The organism is Haliscomenobacter sp. (assembly GCF_040403615.1).
Classification (GTDB): Bacteria; Bacteroidota; Bacteroidia; order Chitinophagales; family Saprospiraceae; genus Haliscomenobacter.
In genome coordinates, this window is record NZ_JBBAKG010000105.1 from 1 (window position 1) to 20493 (window position 20493).

19 protein-coding genes are annotated in these 20493 nt (G+C 46.7%); 10 read left to right on the forward strand and 9 right to left on the reverse strand.

Annotated features, from left to right (window positions below; all coding sequences use genetic code 11):
* Positions 1-38: 38 nt before the first annotated feature.
* Positions 39-347, reverse strand: a complete 309-nt coding sequence (locus tag ABW391_RS23905) for a C1orf53 family protein (RefSeq protein ID WP_353484438.1) — start codon at positions 345-347, stop codon at positions 39-41.
* On the opposite strand from ABW391_RS23905, the gene ABW391_RS23910 reads away from it, so the two are divergent.
* From ABW391_RS23910 to ABW391_RS23920, 3 genes are all read left to right on the forward strand, one after another.
* A complete protein-coding gene (locus ABW391_RS23910; RefSeq protein WP_353484439.1) occupies positions 274-453 on the forward strand; it encodes a hypothetical protein in 180 nt (59 codons plus the stop codon). The genes ABW391_RS23905 and ABW391_RS23910 overlap by 74 nt on opposite strands.
* 199 nt (positions 454-652) lie before the next feature.
* Entirely contained in the window at positions 653-1210 is a 558-nt protein-coding gene (locus ABW391_RS23915; RefSeq protein ID WP_353484421.1) for a TetR/AcrR family transcriptional regulator, read from the forward strand.
* 80 nt (positions 1211-1290) lie between these two features.
* The gene (locus ABW391_RS23920) at positions 1291-2112 is read left to right on the forward strand and encodes an SDR family oxidoreductase (protein WP_353484422.1); all 822 of its coding nucleotides are present in this window, start codon (positions 1291-1293) and stop codon (positions 2110-2112) included.
* A 66-nt stretch (positions 2113-2178) separates the two neighbouring features.
* On the opposite strand, the gene ABW391_RS23925 is transcribed toward ABW391_RS23920, so the two are convergent.
* From ABW391_RS23925 to rfbA, 6 genes are all read right to left on the reverse strand, one after another.
* Positions 2179-3906, reverse strand: a complete 1728-nt coding sequence (locus ABW391_RS23925; protein WP_353484423.1) for a M3 family oligoendopeptidase — start codon at positions 3904-3906, stop codon at positions 2179-2181.
* Positions 3907-4034: 128 nt separating this feature from the next.
* A complete protein-coding gene (locus ABW391_RS23930) occupies positions 4035-4553 on the reverse strand; it encodes a DUF5606 family protein (RefSeq protein WP_353484424.1) in 519 nt (172 codons plus the stop codon).
* Between the two features lie 401 nt (positions 4554-4954).
* Entirely contained in the window at positions 4955-5461 is a 507-nt protein-coding gene (locus ABW391_RS23935) for a c-type cytochrome (RefSeq protein ID WP_353484425.1), read from the reverse strand.
* Entirely contained in the window at positions 5448-5825 is a 378-nt protein-coding gene (locus tag ABW391_RS23940) for a hypothetical protein (RefSeq protein ID WP_353484426.1), read from the reverse strand. The genes ABW391_RS23935 and ABW391_RS23940 overlap by 14 nt, the downstream gene beginning before the upstream one ends.
* Positions 5826-5959: 134 nt before the next feature.
* Complete coding sequence (locus tag ABW391_RS23945; protein WP_353484427.1) at positions 5960-6487, reverse strand: RNA polymerase sigma factor; 528 nt, start codon at positions 6485-6487, stop codon at positions 5960-5962.
* Between the two features lie 154 nt (positions 6488-6641).
* Positions 6642-7511, reverse strand: a complete 870-nt coding sequence (gene rfbA / locus ABW391_RS23950) for a glucose-1-phosphate thymidylyltransferase RfbA (RefSeq protein ID WP_353484428.1) — start codon at positions 7509-7511, stop codon at positions 6642-6644.
* Between the two features lie 162 nt (positions 7512-7673).
* Between rfbA and ABW391_RS23955 the strand changes: the two genes are divergently transcribed.
* On the forward strand, positions 7674-8915 hold the full coding sequence (locus ABW391_RS23955; protein WP_353484429.1) for an ABC transporter permease: 1242 nt from the start codon (positions 7674-7676) through the stop codon (positions 8913-8915).
* Between the two features lie 48 nt (positions 8916-8963).
* On the opposite strand, the gene ABW391_RS23960 is transcribed toward ABW391_RS23955, so the two are convergent.
* Positions 8964-9596: an NUDIX hydrolase gene (locus ABW391_RS23960; protein ID WP_353484430.1), complete on the reverse strand. Its 633-nt coding sequence runs from the start codon at positions 9594-9596 to the stop codon at positions 8964-8966.
* A 196-nt stretch (positions 9597-9792) separates the two neighbouring features.
* Here ABW391_RS23960 and ABW391_RS23965 point away from each other — a divergent pair, with 196 nt between their 5' ends.
* From ABW391_RS23965 to ABW391_RS23985, 5 genes are all read left to right on the forward strand, one after another.
* Entirely contained in the window at positions 9793-10377 is a 585-nt protein-coding gene (locus ABW391_RS23965; RefSeq protein WP_353484431.1) for an RNA polymerase sigma factor, read from the forward strand.
* 97 nt (positions 10378-10474) lie between these two features.
* On the forward strand, positions 10475-11533 hold the full coding sequence (locus ABW391_RS23970; RefSeq protein WP_353484432.1) for a FecR domain-containing protein: 1059 nt from the start codon (positions 10475-10477) through the stop codon (positions 11531-11533).
* A 149-nt stretch (positions 11534-11682) separates the two neighbouring features.
* Entirely contained in the window at positions 11683-13428 is a 1746-nt protein-coding gene (locus ABW391_RS23975) for an STN domain-containing protein (RefSeq protein WP_353484433.1), read from the forward strand.
* A gap of 182 nt (positions 13429-13610) precedes the next feature.
* On the forward strand, positions 13611-14186 hold the full coding sequence (locus ABW391_RS23980; protein WP_353484434.1) for a putative outer membrane beta-barrel protein: 576 nt from the start codon (positions 13611-13613) through the stop codon (positions 14184-14186).
* A 55-nt stretch (positions 14187-14241) separates the two neighbouring features.
* Positions 14242-14973: a head GIN domain-containing protein gene (locus tag ABW391_RS23985; RefSeq protein ID WP_353484435.1), complete on the forward strand. Its 732-nt coding sequence runs from the start codon at positions 14242-14244 to the stop codon at positions 14971-14973.
* A 76-nt stretch (positions 14974-15049) separates the two neighbouring features.
* Here ABW391_RS23985 and ABW391_RS23990 read toward each other — a convergent pair whose 3' ends face one another.
* On the reverse strand, positions 15050-16504 hold the full coding sequence (locus ABW391_RS23990; RefSeq protein ID WP_353484436.1) for an MBL fold metallo-hydrolase: 1455 nt from the start codon (positions 16502-16504) through the stop codon (positions 15050-15052).
* A 296-nt stretch (positions 16505-16800) separates the two neighbouring features.
* On the opposite strand from ABW391_RS23990, the gene ABW391_RS23995 reads away from it, so the two are divergent.
* Positions 16801-20292, forward strand: coding sequence for a DUF8818 domain-containing protein (locus ABW391_RS23995; protein ID WP_353484437.1), 3492 nt, complete (start codon positions 16801-16803; stop codon positions 20290-20292).
* Positions 20293-20493 lie beyond the last annotated feature (201 nt).

Sequence of the window (20493 nt, forward strand, 5' to 3'; positions counted from 1 at the left end):
TTGTTTTTTTCAAAAATAGGTTAAATCTGGGAATAAAGCTACTCTACTTTTAGCTTTTTAAACCCATACACACAATGCCGACAGCCACTTTGGCAGCAATGGCCACGCAATAAATGGTACAGCTCCGTAAACACCCAGAATCCATTTTCATGGTAGTAGTGCAAGCCCTCAACGAAAGCTTCTTTTTGAGTCGGGAATTGAAGCGTTTGAGCGGTTTGGACCAAGCTTTCGAAATGTTCGAGGCAGGTGTTACACAAACAGTCGTATTTGGTCTTGGTCAAAAAAATCCGGGTTGCTTCAGAAATGGCAACTGTGGAGCATCTGCAGTTGCTTACATCGCTGGGCAAACAGGAGAATGAGGAGGAACATTTTGGGCAGATCTTTGCTGGAGCTGTTAAACTTGGAATATCAACATTAAGCATGGTTCTTTCAACTTGGTTTTGTTTTTATTGAACCGAAACCGCGCAAAATTATTGCTGGTAGTGGGGCAAAAATAAGTTTTCATTTTTTTTAAGCCATAGGATTAGATAAGACACTTGAAATGAACCGTTTACTTATCTAATCCTATGGCAAAATGAAAACTTATTTTTTTATCGCCCTTCACAAATTCAGGAACTTACTTATTTTTGCAAAGTGAACGATCATTCGTGGTATGAACAGGAAAGACTTAATCATCAACATCGCCAGAAAAGTCATCGTCGAGAATGGGCTTTACGATGCGTCCATTGGCAAGATTGCCAAGGAAGCAGATATTCCGGTAGGGTCTGTTTACACTTATTTCAAAAGCAAGGAAGAACTGGTCAATGAAATCTATATCCAGGCCAAAGGAGAAATGAATGATTTTATCTTCATCCCTTTGCCTAAAGCCCTCGCCGAAAAAGACGAACTGAATATTTACTGGCAAAGAGCCATTGAGTTTGCGCTCAATAACCCAGAAAAATTCTTATTCTCCGAGCAATTCATCAATTCTCCCCTGATTTTTAAGCACAACCAGGAAGCAGTCAATCGCCAATTTGGAATTGCTTATGATTTGATGGAAAGAGGAGTACGCAATCAAATCCTGAAAAACCTTCCTTTAGACATTCTACAAACCCTCGTCTACGCGCATCTTCTCGGGGTGATCAAATTTTTCAGAACCAATCCAGCAGGGTTTACGCCTGAAATCGCGCAGCAATTGTTCGAAACCTGTTGGGATAGCATCAAGGGGTAATTTTTTTGCCACTACAATGAATGATTATTCATTCGTTTTTGTACCTTTGTTTCATCACTAATCATTAACCATTCAATGTCATGTCAAAAGCCATCGTAATTACCGGAGCAAGTAGTGGAATTGGGAAAGCTGCCGCCACTTTTTTTCACCAAAAAGGCTGGAATGTTGTGGCCACTATGCGCAATCCCGAAAAAGAAACTGACCTGAAAGAAGACGAGCGCATGAAATTGTTCAAGCTCGATGTAATGGATAAATCTAGTATCGCAGAAGCTGTTCAAAAAAGCATTGCGGCATTCGGAAAAATTGATGTTTGGGTAAATAATGCAGGTTATGGCGCTTTTGGCCCGCTGGAAGCAGGTACGGATGAGCAGATTCGCCGACAGTACGACGTCAATTTCTTTGGCGTTATCGATTGCATCAAAGCCATTTTGCCACATTTTAAAGCCAATCGTGCTGGAGTGATCATCAATGTAACTTCAATTGGTGGATTGCTGACCCTGCCTTTATTTGGCGTGTACAACTCCTCAAAATTTGCTTTGGAAGGTTTATCAGAAGGCTTGTGGTTTGATCTGCAACAATTTGGCATCAAGGTAAAGGTGATCGAACCAGGGGGGATAAAAACAGATTTCGCAGGCCGTTCTTTGGATCAATTTGACCAAAGTGAATTTCCGGAATACGAAAACTACAGCAAAATCATTGCTGAAAAATTCACTGATCCCGATTACGCCAAAAATTTCGGTAGCCCGGAGATGGTTGCTGGCGTAATCTATACCGCTGCCACGGACAACAAGACAACTTTGCGCTATTTGGCGGGCAAAGACGCCAAGCAATTCTGGTTTCTTCGGAGGTGGTTTGGGTACAAATTCCAGATGGGGATGGCAAAGAGGTATATGGGGATATAGTTTCCCAGTCACTCGATATCTTATAACGTTGATTTGAGGCTTTGGGTTGCTGGTTATTCCCGTCCCTTAGCCATGCATCAAGATTTCAATTTCTCCACGCACAAAGGCACCTAGATCGCGGACGTATTCTGGAGAAAATTCAAAACGAATCCCTGCTTCGATGTAAATATCTCGGATAGAGCGGGTATTGCCCATGCGCATGGCAGAAGTAAACGCCAATACAGCCTCTTGAGGATGGTTGCGGTAATGCCGCCATAAGGCGATGGCACCCAATTGGGCAAAGCCGTATTCGATGTAATAAAATGGTGCTTCAAAAAGGTGCAATTGCTTGTGCCAAAGGTTTTCAATGTATTGCTCCAAACCGCTATAATCCAGCACATTGGGTGTGAAAGCGTGGAAGCTTTCTTTCCAACAAGCTTGCCGCTCTTCCCGGGTATGTTCAGGGTTGGTGTACAGCCAGTGCTGAAACTGATCGATGGTGGCAATCCAGGGCAAAACTTTCAGGACATGCTCCAGTTGAGTGATTTTTGCCCTTTTGAGGTCTTCTTCGTTTTCAAAAAAGATATGCCAGTGATCCATGGTCAACAATTCCATGGTCATGGCCGCCAGCTCGGCTACTTCAAATGTAAATTTTCGATCAAATAGCAATTCAAAATCACGGGTGAGGAAAAAATGGATGGCGTGGCCGCTTTCGTGCATGAAGGTACGCAGATCGCCCAGGGAGTTGGTGGCGTTCATAAACACAAACGGCATGCGCGTTGCCTGCAAGGGCATATTGTAGCCTCCCGGGCGCTTGCCGGGGCGAGAAGCCAAATCCAGAAACCCATTGCGTTGAATGAGCTGGATGATTTTTCCAAATTCAGGATTGACCAATTCCAGGCATTGAATCCCTTTTTGCAACAACTCGTCGGTATCCTTGAAAGGCTGGAGTGGCGCTTGTCCGGCAGTATCGGCGTTCAGATCCCATGGGCGCAGGTGATTGACCTTGAGGTTGTTTTTTCGGGCCAGATACAACTCATTCAAAATGGGCAGTACCTCAGATTTTACCGCCTGATGAAAATCATGGCAATCATCGGGTGAATAATCAAACCGCCCCAATTCCTGAAAAGCATAGTCCCGGTAATTTTCCATTCCGGCATTGCGGGCAATTTCATGGCGTTTTTGCAGCAATTCATCAAAAAGCAAATCCAGCTGTGCTGTATCTTGTAAAATGCGCCGATTGATTTTGTGGTAAATGTTTTGCCGACGTTTGCGATCAGGCTCTTCCAAAATGGTGTTGGCTTGCTGAAGGGTCATTTGCTTCCCGTCCATTCCAATCATCATTTGGGAAAAAATACGAGCGTATTCTTTGGTTTTGAGCTGAACATCCGTTTGCAGGCCCACATTTTCTTCCTGAAAAAGAGCTACCGAAGCCAGGGTATTGCGCAGATAAATTTCGTATCGATCGGTATCCAGTTGGTGCAGGTAAGGGGAGGCTACCAGTTTTTCGTTCAACGCCTGATCCAGGGGGCCCAGCTTTGGCATAAGCTCCTGTACTGCGTATTGGTAGCGTTGGTTGGCTTGTTGATTTTGACTATCCGCCGAGAGGTGAATGTAAGTCCAGCAAATGGACTCACTAATCGTGGATTCTAAATCACTGCGTTGGGCAATCCAGGCACTCAAATCTGCAACCGAATCAATCGGTTGGTTGAGCAATGCAGAGAATGTAGGTTCTACATCCTCCCAGGTTTGTGGTAAGGCAGGTACGATATATTCCGTACAGGCTGCGGTCTTGGTCGCCGATAGATTACGCATAGTATTAGGTCGCCTAAAAGTTGAATAGTTGAAAAGTAGAAGAGTTGAAAAGTGTAGCGAAGTACTAAGGTTGAAAAATACACCAACAACAGGTGTTCCTTCAACCGTTCAACTCTTTTACTTTTCAACTATTCTGCATCTTTCTTCGCTTCCTCTTCTTCTTCCACGTCCACAGTTTCGACAACTGCTTCGGAGTCCACAGTTTCGACAACTGCTTCGGAGTCGGTTACTTCCTCGTCGGTCTCTTCTTCATCTTCTTCCATCAAAGTAAAGCCAAGTTCGTGCAAGTGCGTAAACCATTTGACTGCTTTTTTGATGTCGCCCGTATGAACCCGATCGCGGTCGTAATCCGGAAGGATCTGCGCGAAGTACTGATGCAGTTTATCACCAGTATCCGCCAAAGCAGGCAGCTCAACTGTTTCCAGTTTATCCAGCATGCTTTGGAACACATTTTTCAATTCTGAAGTTTCACCATCATTCGTATAGATGCCAATGGATTCCAGTGGCGTGAATTGATGTTGCCGTACTGATGCAAAACGTCTTTTACCGTTGGCCAGGTCTTCGATAATTAATCCATTGCTGCGGTTAGCAACCATTTTAAATAAGCCTGGCAAACCGCTCACCGCTACTAAACCCTTAATTTTCATGTCGTACAATTTCTGGTTTTCAAAAGAACGCGCAAATGTACAAACAAATGTAAACTACCCTACGAAATTATTCGCAGATTAGGCCAATTCGCAGTGATTATGGAAATTTCTGAGAATTGAGTAGCTGATGAAAAAGAACATCGGCTGGAATAATAGTGATTTGTATGGAAAGCCTCTTTAGTAGTGGGGCAAAAATAAGTGTTCATTTTTCTTGAGCCATAGGATTAAATAAGACACTTCAAATGAACCGTTTACTTATCTAATCCTATGGCAAAATGAACACTTATTTTTTTATCGCCCCTTTGTAATGCAAATGTAAAAAATAATTAAGAAATAAAATAAAAAAATGATGTGCGGTTGATTTTTTTGGGTAAGCGGCATGTTTTTTATTTTAAAAACAATCAATGCTCGGCGTAAACCTCATCCACATAAGCCAGAATAGCATCTATCTCCACATCGCTGATGCTGTTAAAGGAGGTCATAATGCGTGGATTCCACTTTGTCCATAGCTCCAAAGCCCGGGGATGTTTATTTTGGATCATGGCTTGTGAATTGCGGATCCATTGGGACAGGTCTTCACGAGGGTAAGCTGCCCAACGGGTACTCGCTCCTCCCAGGGCAGGCCCGGTTAGGTCAGTGCGCATGTTTTTATTGTGGCAGGCGGCGCAATTGTTTTGAAAAACGAGTTTGCCTTTTTGGGCTTTGTCGCTCAAAATGGGGAGGGCAACAGAGGCGGTATTGACAGCGCTCGTGTTCGCTTTTTTTCCAAAAAGAGCGGAATAATTTTGCCAGAACAGAACGGCAATGATGATCAACAAAAGGCTTGCTGCGGTAGTCAATTTTGAAATGGCTGCCATCATCTCCTGATTGATTTCGCTTTGTGTTTCGGTTTGATTACTGGTTTGCATGGTTTGGTTTATGTTTAGAAGTTTGCGTTTTGTGTTGCTGCCAGGAATGTTTCAACGAATCGATGCTGTCCCGGATGCCTTTCAGCTTTGAATCAAGTGGCGTTTGAAATTTTGGTATCCCTATGTATTCATTATCAAGTCTGGGTTGAAACCAAAAAAACAGGGCTACGATCAGCAACAAAAAAGTTGCCGCCAAATTAAGCCAATGCAAGTTGGTGTTTAATTTTCTGGCCAAAAACCGCTGTTTGAGCGGTGAGGATTCCCGCTCTATTTTTGGCCACAAATTGGCTGGGGGCTCTGCAGAAAAATTGTCCAACTTTCCTTTCAGCAAATCCTCAAAAGAATCGGTTGATTGTGGTTTCATGGGCGATTGATTTGGTTGAGTTTCATTAAGTAGTGGGGCAAAAAGAAGTGTTTCATTTTCTTGGAGCCAAAGGATTAGATAAGAAACTTAAAATGAACCGTTTACTTATCTAATCCTTTGGCAAAATGAAACGCTTATTTTTTTATTGCCCCTAAGCGGTTTTTCAACACAATTTTGGCACGGGCGTATTGAGAGCGCGATGTCCCTTCGCTGATGTCCAACATTTCGGCAATCTCGGCATGCGAGTAGCCTTCAATGGCGTACAAGTTGAGTACCGTTCGATAGCCTTGTGGCATTTGGTTCAATACCGCAATTAATTCTTCGGCGCTGATGGCGCCAATGATTTCCTCATCGGAATAAATGGAACTGGGGGGTTCTACATAGGGCAAAAATTGCAAGTTCTTCTTGCGCAGGCGGCTTAGGGCGGTGTTGACCACGATTTTGCGCATCCAGGCTTCGATGTTTCCTTCGGCTCGAAAGCTGGCCAATTCACGAAAAATTTTGATGAACCCTTCCTGGAGCATGTCCTTGGCCTCGGCCTCATCACGGGCATAGCGCAGACATACGCCATACAGTTTTGCACTGTATTGGCTGTAAAATTGAAACTGTGCGCGGCTGTTGCCCGCAATACAGGACTGAAGCAGGTCAAAATCCTGAGTCATGTGGAGTGTTTCGCTTGGTGTGGCCATAAAGGTAATGTCAATTCTTCCTTATGGCGCAAGCAGAGGAGCAAAACGTTGCATGGGGAGTTGAAAAGTTGAAGATTTGAATGAGGTAAGTTCAAAACGCTTCAACTTTTCAACGTTTAACCAATTGCTATGCCCGGTTTTTCAGTACATTCATCAAATATTCTCCATAACCACTTTTCATGAAGCGGTGGGCAAGTACTTCCAACTGTTGGGCGTCAATAAAACCCATCTCGAAAGCTGCTTCTTCGATACAGCCAATTTTAAGGCCCTGACGTTCTTCAATGACTTGAATAAACTGACCAGCTTGCATCAAGGATTGGTGAGTACCGGTATCCAGCCAGGCGATACCCCGCCCCAAAACACCTACTTGAAGTTGTCCGTTGGCCAGGTAATGTTTGTTGACATCGGTGATTTCGTATTCCCCACGGGGACTGGGTTGGAGGTTTTTGGCAATCTCCACAACATTGTTGTTGTAAAAATAAAGCCCAGGTACGGCGTAATTTGATTTGGGTTGCAGGGGTTTTTCCTCTATCGACAAGGCCTGAAAATTTTTATCAAACTCAACTACCCCATAGCGCTCAGGATCGGCAACCTGATACGCAAATACCACCCCACCTTGGGGATCTATTGATTCTTGCAACAGTTCTTTCAAACCGTTGCCATAAAAAATATTGTCTCCCAGAATTAAAGCTGCACTGTCGTTTCCGATAAAATCTTCTCCTAATACAAAAGCCTGAGCCAGGCCATTGGGGTCGTGCTGAGCCACGTAAGAGAAATGGCAACCGATGTCGCTTCCATCCCCCAGGAGTTTAGAAAAATTGGGCAAGTCATGGGGCGTCGAAATGATCAATATTTCCCGAATACCCGCAGAGAGCAAGGTAGACAAAGGGTAATATATCATGGGTTTATCATATACCGGCATCAACTGTTTGCTTACTGCGAGCGTAAGCGGGTATAGTCTTGTACCAAGTCCTCCGGCTAGAATTATTCCCTTCATTACCTTTAGTTTTTAATGGTTTGCAATTTTTTATAATACAAAGATAGTGAAGTCCTGGTTTTGAATCTACTCCCCGTCTAAAAAGATGTACTTTTTATCGAACAAAAAAACTGCACTGGCGATAAGCTTTTATCTTTCGTACTTTCTGAAACTGTATGCACTATGAATTTTACCGAGAACATCAACCTGGCATTTCGATCCATTCGTGCCAATTCCCTGCGGGCTATCTTAACCTTGCTGATCATTGCCCTGGGCATTATGGCGTTGGTGGGTATCCTGACGGCCATTGACAGCGCGATTTTCTCCTTGAGCAATAACTTGTCCTACTTGGGGGCCAACACGTTTGACATTGATCCCAAGTACGATGCAGGCGTGCGGGGCAACCGCGGAGGTCGGGTTGCCAAACGGGGTGAAGTGTTTACTTACCAGCAATCAACCGCGTTTAAGGAACGGTTTAAGTTCAATTCGCGCACTGCCATATCGTTCAACTGTACCCGTAACGCAGCTTTGCGTTACGGCAAAGAAAAGACCAACCCCAATTTGCTCATCTTCGCAGCAGATGAAAACTACCTGGAAGCCAAAGGATTTGACCTGGAAATGGGTCGGGGATTCACTACTCGAGAAGTAAACAGCGGCGGTTATGTCACCATCATTGGCGCCGAAGTGGTCAAACTGCTGTTCAACGGTAAACCTGAAAAAGCCATGGGGCAAATCATCTCTACAGGCAGCATGAAGCTCAAAGTCATTGGGATACTCAAATCCAAGGGATCAAGCATGAACCAGGATGAAGACCGGCGCATCATCATTCCGCTGTATACAGGCAAGATGTCGTACGCTACCCAAACTACCAACTACCGCATCATGGTGGCGGTGAGCGATCCTACCCAAATCGACAATGGCGTTGCGATCGCTACGGGCTTGCTGCGCAACATCCGCAAATTGCGGGCTTCCAAAGACAATGATTTTGAGATCACTAAAAGCGATAGCTTAATTGGCATCATCAAAGAAAACACCGTGTATTTCCGGGCAGCTGCAGCGGGCATCGGTTTGATTACACTGTTGGGAGCCGCTATCGGTTTGATGAACATCATGCTGGTCTCGGTGACCGAACGAACCCGCGAGGTAGGGATCAGCAAGGCCTTGGGTGCCACCCGCAGGCATATCCTGATTCAGTTTTTGACGGAAGCCGTAGTTATTTCTTTGATGGGCGGTTTCCTGGGTATCGTTTTGGGTGTAATGATTGGCAACACAGTTACTTATTTCATGGGAGGATCTTTCTTGATTCCCTGGATGTGGATCACCATGGCCGTAGTCACTTGTACTCTGGTAGGGCTGGTGTCTGGCTTGTATCCGGCGATGAAAGCCGCACGTTTGGATCCAATCGAGTCTTTGCGCTATGAATAATTGACATAACATCTAATGCGGCAATGCTGTTGCCGGACTTGGATTACTCTACTGTCCGGCAACAGCATTGCGACTGCAAACTTCTATCAATTCGCTCACCATCATCGCGGTAGCTCCCCACAACACCTTGCCATCAAGATCGAAATAGGGTACATCCGAAAGTGAAAAAGCAGAGAGCATTAAATCCTTTCTTTTGATGTTTTGAGGATTTTGAAGGTGATCGACAGGTACTTCCAGTATTCCAGCCACCTCGGATTCCTGCGGATAAAACGTTGGAGCATATTCCATGAAGCCCACATGCGGCTGAACATGAAAATTGCTGATGGGAATGTACAACTCCGTTAGTTCCCCCAGCAAGGTAATGTCTTGAGGATTGACCCCTACTTCTTCATGTGCCTCACGCAAAGCAGTTTGCCCGGAATGTCCATCCTGTTCGTCAAACCGTCCGCCAGGAAAGCTAATCTGCCCTTTGTGCTTGTCATTGGGATTGGCTACGCGCTCGATGAAAACCAGATTCCATTGATTGTTTTTTGGAAAAAATAAAGCAAGTACTCCCGCAAGTGTTGCCGTTTCAGGGATGAACGTACCTTCGTAACGTGCAGCATGTGCCATCCTGATTTGGGCTGCCTGACCAGGCAGTGGATGTTGAAGGTTCTTTTCCAGGTTTTGAATAAATGACATGTCCATGTTCGGTAAACAGAAGATAAGGCCTAAGGGTTGAATTAAAGCACTAAGGAGCAAGGTAAAAAAACATCGTTTGTGTTCTTTAGGGGATTGAAATTGGGATCAACCTCTACACTTTTGCAACTTTGGTCGAAGCATGTATTACTTTTTGCGCATTACTCGTATTTTGCAGCGGGTCATGTGATGCCAACTTATGCAAGTAGACCGTTTACACTTACAACAACAACTGCTCAATCGCCTAAAATCAGACGACAAAGGAGCTTTGCAGGAAATCTTTCAGGACAATTACCAGAAAGTTTGCGGAGCTATCTTTCGCTTGACCAAGGATACGGGCATCACGGAAGATCTGGCGCAGGAAGTGTTTTTTCGCTTTTGGCAAAAACGCCACCAAATCGAAATTACCGCCTCCCTGGATGCTTATTTGCGCCGCATGGCCGTGAATGAAGGCTTGGCTTATTTGCGCAGCCGAAAATATTTCACCGAAGAAATCGAACCCCATTCTGCCCAGATGAGCGATTCCAACACAGCCGAAGATCGCTTTCTCCATTCTGAACTGGAACAAAACATTCGCAGCGCTATTGATGGCCTCCCGCCCAAGTGCAGAATGGTGTTCCAATTGAGCCGTTACGAAGAGCTGAGTTACCAGGAAATTGCCGACCAAATGGAAATTTCCATCAAAACGGTTGAAAATCAAATGGGCAAAGCCCTGAAAATTTTGCGCCAGGAATTGAAAAGTTACTTGCAAATATTGATTCTTTGCCTGCCCTTCTGGTGGTAATCAAAAAAATATCTTAAATTTTTCATAAAATTGCATCTGCAAATAGGGGTGTGTCCCCGTTTTTTCCATCCGTACATTTGACCATAAATTTGTTTACATGGAAAGTACTTTACAAGAGGATCTGATTGGAAAATACCTTTCTGGAGAATTGACTCCAGCAGAGCAGGGCGACTTGATGTCCTGGGTAGACTCCAGTCCCGAAAACCAGGCGGTTTTTGAGGAAATGATCCAATTGTGGAGCCTCACCGACGAGCAAGCTGAATACGATTTCCCGGTCAAGCTCTCCAATGCCTGGGCGGTTTTGGATCAACGTATCGACAACAGCACGACGGTCGGAACTCAACCCAGCACAGCAAAGCCTAGTTTGCAAGTCGTTCACAATCAGCCTACAATTCGAAACTTAAATTGGGTAGGTTCGGCAGCTGCTGCAATTGCCGTACTGGTCTTTGCAGCCTGGTGGATTTTTGGAAGAGAGATAACGCCACAATCGATGGCAGTTAGTACCACACTCAATGAAAGTCGCAGCATCACCTTACCCGATAGCAGTAAAGTTGTCCTCAATGAAAACTCCAACTTAAGCTACAGCTATGCAGGCAAAAACCGCGAGGTACAACTCGTTGGTGAAGCTTTTTTTGAAGTCAGCAAAAATCCTCAGCATCCATTTATAATTCATACTGGCGAAGTCCAAACCAAGGTACTCGGTACCAGCTTTAACGTCCGGGCATATCCGGATGAAGAAAAAATAAAAGTCAGTGTAAAAACAGGAACGGTTGAGGTGAGTACGACGAGTACAAACCCAAATAAAGCAAAGCCGCTGATTTTGTTGCCCGGAAAAACGGGGATTTATAATAACCAGGATGCCACCCTGGAAAAAGCCTTGGATGTTGCCACGGAAGACGTAGACACCTGGAAACAAGGAATACTGGTATTTGAATCTGGCATTAGGCTCTCCGAAGTCATTCCGACAATCGAAAAGTTTTATGACATCACAATCAGTACCGATCTCAAAATATTAAATTGCACCATCACCAGAGTCCGGTTTACGCATGAAATGCCAAAAGATACAGCACTGAGTTTAATCACATTGCCTATCTCAGCCAAATTCAATAAAGACAAGGATGGTACTTACCAAATCTCTGGAAAAGGCTGCAATTAAAGCAGACTCATTAGGGCGATAAAAAAACAAGTGTTCATTTTTCCAAATGCTTAGGTGAGTAAACGGTTCATTTAAAGTGTCTTATCTAATCTTTTGGCTTAAAAAAATGAACACTTGTTTTTGCCCCACTACTCACACGAACCTGGCCAATGAAACTTTTTTCTGCTCTAGTATTCATCACCTGCGTGTTCGTTTCTTCTTACGGACAAAACCTTTCCCGGAAAGTAAGCTTTTCCTATAACCGCACTGCGTTAAAGCATGTTTTGGATGACATTTCCGCCGATTTCGATGTTTATTTTGTATACAGCCCGGAATACATTCCCACTACTCAACCCATTTCGATTGCTGTTGCCAATGTTGCGCTTTCTGAGGCATTGGATAAGCTGTTTGAGCCACTCCCGGTTGCATATAAGCCCATTGGAGGACAGATTGTATTGAGACCCGTAGAAAAAAACCCTCCACCCCGCATTTCCAATAAGTCCATCCCTAAAGAAATTGACCAGCAAAGCCCGCTTTACGCTGACCCTCGCATGGAAGAATTGATTGCGGAGCGCAAAAAACGCTGGGCGCAAAGCTCTCCAACCATTTCGGGACGGCCTACCCCCCAACAATTGAACCAAAGCGCCGAAACCAAGAGAGTTGAAGACCTGCGGGCCAACCGATTTGAACCCGTGGTGATTGAAACTGCTTCGGTAAATGAATCCGAAATCGTTGAGGCGCTCATTACAGCAATTGCGGTAGACAGCACCGTAGATACCACCACTGTTTTGGTGAAAAAGAAACCCGTTTCGCGCTTGGCACAAATTTCACTTTTGCCCTTTCTGGGTACCAATTTTACCCAAAGTGCACGCATGACGAATAAGGTATCGGTCAATCTGCTTTGGGGGAGAAACGGTGGGGTAGAAGGCCTGGAAATTGGCGGAATCATGAACTCCATTCGCAACGATGTACACGGCATTCAGATTGCAGGCCTGGGCAATACCGTAGGCGATGACGTTTTTGGAACCCAGGTTGCAGGAGTGTTCAACGTTACCAGAGATTCCTTCGTTGGCGTCCAGGGCAGCGGTTTATTCAACATTCTTGGGCAAGGTTATGCCGTACAAGGTGCAGGATTATTCAATATTGCCAACCACGATTTTGCAGGCATTCAAGCAGCGGGATTGTTCAACATTGCTGGCAAAGACTCTCGTGCAATACAGGCGTCTGGCCTCTTCAACATCAGTGGTGGAAAAACGCGCTTACAGATCAGCCCCTTGTTCAACATCGCCAAAGATGTAGAGAATGGCCAGGCCAGTTCCATCATTAATGTTGCCCGCAGGGTAAAAGGTGTCCAAATAGGCCTGATCAACGTGGCTGATACCGTCAGCGGCGTAACCATTGGTCTACTCAATTTGGTACGCAAGGGCTACAATCGAGTCGAATTATCCGCCAGTGAATCTTTTTATGGAAATTTAGCTTTCAAAATAGGGGTCAAACCATTTTACAACATCTTCTATTTGGGAGCGCGAATCAGCGAAGCCAAAAACGCATCTACCACCGGCGACAACATTAAAGAGCTGACTTGGGGATTGGGTTATGGGCTGGGTTCTGCCTTCAACCTGGGTAAACGAACCCTGTGTAATTTGGAACTGATCAGCATCAAAGTGAACGAACGGGAGGGCTGGACCAAACCACTGCATCAATTGCACCAATTTCGCTGCTTATTCGATTGGCGCTTGGGACGAAGAATGAGTGTGTTCATGGGCCCTACTGCCAACCTGCTGGTATCCAGCCGCAACGACGCAGAAGCTGGCTTTGGCAATAGCGAACTCGTGGTCAAACCCTTGTTTGATAAAATGGATGCGCAGAAACGCAGCCAGGGCTGGATTGGTTTCAATGCAGGCATTCGCCTGTAAACGATTGGATTAATTCCTTAAATCACGATTTTTTTTCATTAAAACTGAATTGCTGTTTGGGTGTTCCCCGAACCGCGAAAAGGGCTTTTTTTGTCCCGATTCAGGCCTTGATTTATTATTTCTTTGATTGTGAAAAACTCAAACGTTTCGAAAATTCAAGCGCTTTGAAAAACTAAAACATCATGAAAAGCTTCATCATTTCAATCCTGCTGCTCCTGTTTTGTGGAGCACTGGCTGCCCAGGAGCAAACCCTCTTTGGCCGCACCCGCGTTACGGGCGGATTTGGAGGCCCAATTTTTGAATATGGCCTCAACAACAAACTCGGCACTTCAGTTGGTGGCGGCGGAGGTATCGTCCTGAAACACTTTTTCATCGGTGGCTACGGCCTCGGTAGTGTGGATTTTGAATACCTGCGGAACAACAATACCCTGGAGAAAGTCGACATCGGCCACGGTGGCCTTTGGCTCGGTTTGACCATCCCAACCGACAAGCTGATTCACCTCTACGCCAGTGGCCGCTTTGGCTGGGGAGCGGTAAACATCCCCGTAGACAATCCCAATTTTGATTTCCGCGATGCCGATCAAATTTTTGTGATGACTCCCGAAGCGGGCATCGAACTCAATATTTTCCGCTGGTTTCGCATCGCAGGCACCGTTGGCTATCGATATACCTATGGAACCAATCAAAATCAAGGGTACTCGGACAAAGATTTTAGTGGTTCACACTGGGGATTGACCATGCGTTTTGGAGGATTTTAGTTTTTTCGCCTCTTGTAAGAATAACCCATTTTAATTTTTTTAACACCTGACTGTTATGAAAAGGATTCTAATTTGGACTGTCGGTCTTGCACTGACTTTAATGCAATTCTCATGCAACATCGATTTTGATTTCAATGATGGCCCCTGTGTGCGGGGCAATCGTTCCACCGTCTCGCGAGACTTGAATCTACCCAACTTTACGGGCATTTCACTCGATATACCCGCTGAAGTTATCCTTACCCAAGGCGATACCCGCCGGGTTACCGTAGAAGGGGAATCCAATGTCATTGCTGAGATCAGAACCAGCGTTCGCAATGGCGTATGGGAAATTGAATTCGACCGTTGCGTACGCGATTACGACAATTTGGTCATTTACATCACCATCCCCGATATCCGCTCCCTGAGCATCAATGGTACGGGCAGCATCACCAGCAAAAACATTTTGCTGGTCAACGACATCAACCTGAATATTTCTGGTACCGGAAAAATTGACGCAGGCATCGAAGCGGATGACATTTTCAGCCGCATCAGTGGCACTGGGGATCTATTTCTGGAAGGAAAAGCCAACAACCTGGAACACAGCGTAAGCGGTGTAGGAGATTTGCAGGCGTTTAAACTGCTGACCCGCAGTGCCGATATTCGAGTCAGCGGAACTGGCGATTCGGAAGTGAACGTCAGCAACAACTTGAAAGTAAGGATTTCTGGTTCTGGCAATGTGTACTACCGAGGTAAGCCACAGATCGAAGTGAGTGTTTCGGGATCCGGGCGGCTGGTCAACGCGAATTAAGCGTCGGGGCAACCGTCGGGGCAACCCTATGTGGTTGCCCACCCCGTTGGCGCCCACCTAGGGGCGCCACTACTAGTTATATCGTATTTGCTATCGCCTCATCTATCACCTCTTGTGGGATGGTGCTGGGACAGGCGAACTCGGTTTTGGCAATATTGGCCTGTGCCTCAATGGCTTTCCAGCCACCATTGATGTTTACCAAATGCTCAAATCCACGTGCCCGCAGGATAGAGGCGAAAATCATGGAACGGTAACCCCCTCCACAGTGCAGGTAATATGTTTGGTGTGCATCCAGGCGCTGCATGTTGTTGTTGATGTAATCCAGGGGCACATTCTCCGCAATCAAGGCATGTTGGGAAACAAATTCGGTGGGTTTGCGCACATCCAGCAGATTGTTTACCTGACCTGAAGCCATACGTTTCACCAGCTCTTCCACATCAATAGATTCGATGACATCCAGTTCTTTTCCGGCGGCTACCCAGGCCTCTATGCCCCCCTGAAGGTAACCAAGGGTGTGGTCATAGCCAACCCGTGCCAGGCGAGTAACCACTTCTTCTTCCCGACCAGCAGGAGTAACCAAGAGGATATTTTGTTTCAGATCTGGAATCAATGCACCGACCCAGGGGGCAAAACTGCCATCAATCCCTATAAAAATCGAATTGGGGATAAAGCCATCCTTGAAGACCTGCTCGTTGCGTACGTCCAATACCAGGGCATCTTCAGCTTCCACCAATAGTTCGAATTCATCTGGACTCAGCGCAGTTGCGCCACGCTCCAGTACATCGTCAATGTTGGCATAGCCCGATTTGTTCATCCGGGCATTTTTGGCAAAATACTGGGGAGGAGGCATCAAGCCCGCAGTCACTTCCTTGATGAACTCCTCTTTCGTCATATCGGCGCGCAGGGCATAATTGAGCTGCTTTTGTCTGCCCAGGGTGTCCCAGGTTTCTTTGCTCATGCTTTTGCCGCAGGCAGAACCAGCACCATGCCCCGGATAAACGATGACATCGTCGGCAAGTGGCATTATCTTGGTACGCAGGCTATCGTAAAGCCAGCCCGCAAGGTCTTCCTGGGTGAGTTCTCCCGATTTTTGGGCCAGGTCTGGACGGCCAACGTCTCCAATAAACAGGGTGTCTCCCGAAAATATGGCGTAATCCTTGCCGGTTTCATCTTGCAACAAATACGTTGTACTTTCTGGCGTATGTCCTGGTGTATGCAGCACTTTGAATTGCACCTTGCCGAGGGTCAGTATTTCTTCATCTTTGGCTTGGTGAATATCAAACGTAGTACTGGCCGTTGGGCCAAATACGATGATAGCCCCGGTTTTTTGAGCCAGATCAATGTGGCCTGAAACAAAATCCGCGTGAAAATGGGTTTCAAAAATATATTTGAGCTTAGTGCCGTTTTCAGCCAGCTTTTCTAGGTAAGGCCTGGTTTCGCGCAGTGGATCAATGATCACCGCTTCTCCCTCGCTTTCGATGTAATAGGCTGCTTCTGCGAGGCAGCCTGTATAAATTTGTTCTACCTTCATGTTGTAGTGACTTTAAAATAATTGGGCGAAAATATGAAACTTTGTTCATGTATCACAAACAACGCTTGTTCTCAATTGGTTGAGTTTCTCAATGGGGTCAAAATTAGCGCTGTTTCAATTTGAAAACAGTGATCTTGTTCACGCATGGATTTATTTTCGAACTGCTTTAAAAATAGTGTACCAGCCTACACTTTGCCACACAGGCAGCATCCCCGAACCAAATCCTGTCTATCTTGTGTGAGAAACGGCGAAACCGGTTATTGTCTATGGGGGAGTGGCGCATCTTAACAGGTTTAATGGTTCTTTGCTTTGGCTTGCTGAGCACTGTGTCTGGGCAGACTCATCAATCGCCACCCAGCAATTGGCGGCGCGTTACGCTGCCATCTTTTTCTACCCAAGGCCCTCTGGATACCCTGCTCATTTTACCGCACACCGTTCAGATCAAAGAAAAAACCAGTCATCGCCTGATTGATACCGCCTGGTACCGGGTACAATTCAACCAATTGATTTGGAAAGTAGACACCTCCCAACTCCAGCCTCCTTTTGAAATCACTTACCGCACCTTGCCTGCTTCGCTGACGCAAAGTTGGCGCTTGCTCGATACGACCAAATTGCGTCAGCCCAGCATCTTGGGAGGGACGCGCATCGCCATTCGTGACGAAGCTGCTCTCATCGATTTTCGACAATTGAACTACAGCGGCAATTTTTCGCGGGGCTTGTCGCTGGGCAACCGCCAGGATTTGGTGCTCAATTCCAGCTTTAACCTCCAGTTGGCAGGAGATTTGGGAGATGGAGTGCAAATTCTGGCGGCCATTTCCGACGAAAGCATTCCCCTACAGCCCGAAGGCAATACCGTACAATTGCAAGAACTGGATCGGGTCTTTGTGCAGTTGCGCAAAAAAGACACCCAACTCACCGCGGGCGATTACGAACTCAATCGACCCGAGGGGTACTTTATGAACTATTACAAAAAATTGCAAGGGGCAACTTTTAGTCAAAAAAACAAGGTCGGCGCCAAAAGCACCTTGCAAAACAACGCCAGCGTCGCCATCTCGCGGGGCAAATTTTCCCGGAATACCATTCAGGCCAATGAAGGCAATCAGGGTCCCTACAAATTGCGCGGCCCCAACAACGAACGCTTCATCATCGTGCTGTCAGGGACGGAAAAAGTATGGCTCAACGGCCAACGCATTCAAAGAGGCCAGGATCAGGATTACCTCATTGATTACAATCGAGGGGAAATTACCTTTACTTCGAGACACCTGATCAGCCGAGAAAGCCGAATTGTCGTTGAATTTGAATATGCCGACCAAAACTACCTCCGCACCTTGGTGGCAGCAGGTCTACAATACCAAACTACCTCGCTGCGGGCTTATGTCAACCTGTACCAGGAGCAAGACAGCCGCAGTTCCACGGGAGGTTTGTCCATCAATGATGCCGAGCGAGCCGCTCTCCAGTCTGCTGGCGATGACCCCGCCAAAGCCATAGCCTCAGGCTTGCGCAAACAGGATGAATTTGTGGCCAGTCGGGTCTTTTATGAATTGCGGGATACGTTATTGGCCTGCGGCCAAAGGGATTCGGTGCTGATTTTTAGCAACAATCCGGTCAAAGCAAAGTATACCGCTAGCTTCAGTTTCCTAGGGCCGAATCGTGGCAACTACATCCTGGCACCCGCCCAAAGTGCCAATGAACGGGTGTACCTGTGGGTAGCCCCCGACCCCCTGACTTGTGCTCCCCGTGGGGAATACGCCCCGGTTATCGCCCTGACTACGCCGAAAAAGCAAAGCATGGTTACCGTTGGGCAGCAATGGAACCCCAACCAAAATACTTCCCTTCATACCGAATTGGCCTTTTCCAATTACGACCGCAATCGCTTTTCAGCTTTGGATCGACAGGATGATGCAGGCTGGGCAGCCTTTACGCAGTTTCGGCAGCGGGTACTGTTGGGCAAAGCTGCCGCCGCACCAGAAATGAACTTGCGCCTCACTTACGAAGCGGTGCAACGCAATTTTCGGACGCTTAACCCGTACCGCAATCCTGAATTTTTGCGCGACTGGAGTTTGGCCGATTTTCAGGGACAAGGCAGTGTCGTTGCTGCCAATGAGCAAATTGGTCGCCTGGAATGGAGCCTGAGTCGCACCGGGATAGGCAGCATCAGCTACGGGTTCAATGCTTTTTTGCGGGAAAAACAATACCAGGGCATCCGTCATGAACTGGGCGGAGAAGGCAATTGGCGGGGCTGGCAACTCAAAGGATTGGCAAGCATCTTGCAAGCCGATGCTGCTGGCGAAAAACGCCGCTTTTTTCGGCCTCAATTGAGCCTCGATAAGGTATTTAAAAAATGGAAAAACTGGTCCTTGGGCTGGGCAATGGAAGGGGAGCAAAACGATAGGTACGCGCTGGGGCTGGATTCTTTGACCGGCAGCAGTTTTCGGTATTTCAGCCAACGCTTTTTTTTCAAAAGCCCGGAAAGTAAAAAATGGGAAAGCGGATTGGAGTACGTGGCCCGCAACGATACCCGGCCAATTGAGGGCACTTACCGCCCCTTGACCAATGCCCAGGAGTGGCGCTGGAACGGAAAATTGCAAATCAAACAAGCTTTTGGATTGAATGGCAACCTGACTTACCGCAGCTTGCAAAGTTTTCAAAGCCAGTCCAATGCCAATTCTGGAAATACCTTGCTGGGACGCATCGATGTAAACACCGCCATTTGGAAGGGGCTGGCGCGGGCTACTACTACTTACGAATTGGGCTCAGGGCAAGAACCCAAACTCGAATTTACATACATACGCGTTGCGCCGGGCGAAGGGGTGTACATCTGGCAAGACTCGCTGTACAACAAAGATGGCATCATCCAGCCCAATGAAATGGACGTATCGCCGTTTCCTGATCAGGCCAACTATATCCGGGTAGCGACCATCACCGATCAGTACATCCGCAACAATTATGTGAACTGGAACCAAAGCCTCAACCTGGATCCGCGTGCACGCTGGTTCAATGCCAAAACCGGCCTCAAAAGCTACCTGAAAACCCTGGCTTTTCAGTCTTCCTGGCGCATCAACCGCAAGGTGCAGGACAACAACCAATTGCTGAGTTGGAATCCCCTTTCCCTCAACCTGAACGATACCAATCTGGTGGCGGCCAGCGCCAACAGCCGCAACGTTTTTTTCATCAACCGCGCCAGTCCGAAATGGGAAATCCAGGTGGGCAATACCGATACGCGCAGCAAATTGGTACAAACCACTGGTTCTGAAAGCCGCTTCTTACATGAATATTTCGTACAAGGGCGCTGGAATTTGAACAAGGTACTCAGCCTGCGGCTAAACGTAACCCGAGGTACGCGCAGCGCCGACTCTGAACGCTTCAACAACAAGGATTACCGCCTGCAATTCCAGAAATGGGAACCACAACTGACCTGGCAACCCGCGGCCAATTTTCGCGGCATTTTTCAATACCGATACCAGACCGATCAAAATACCCTGGAGCAAACCCCAACCGGAGCTACCCAGCATGATTTGAGCGCCGATTTTACATATTCCAAAGCGGCGAAATCTGCCCTGCGCGCCAAAATCTCCTGGGTAGACGTGGATTTTCGTGGGGTAGCCAATTCTCCTACCGGATTTGCTATCTTGAATGGACTACAACCCGGTACAAACTGGCTCTGGAACCTGAGCCTGGATCGACAAATTTCGCGCAATTTGCAGTTGCGGTTCAGCTACGAGGGGCGCAAAACTGGCGACGCCAAGGCCGTACATGTTGGTAGGGTGCAGGTTGGAGCGGTATTTTGAACCAGCAAACCATGATGGCGAGGAAGACTTGCGCCAGCGGGGTAAGTTTTGAGCGCTTGAGCCAAAAGATGCAGAAGAACAAGGCGATTGTGCGGATTGCCAGAAAATTACTCAATCGGATCCGTGCAGTTTTGCTGCATAACAAGTCTTAGAGCATGTCTAAAAATTTTATTCTGCCAATCAGGCTATACGGTTTAGCAT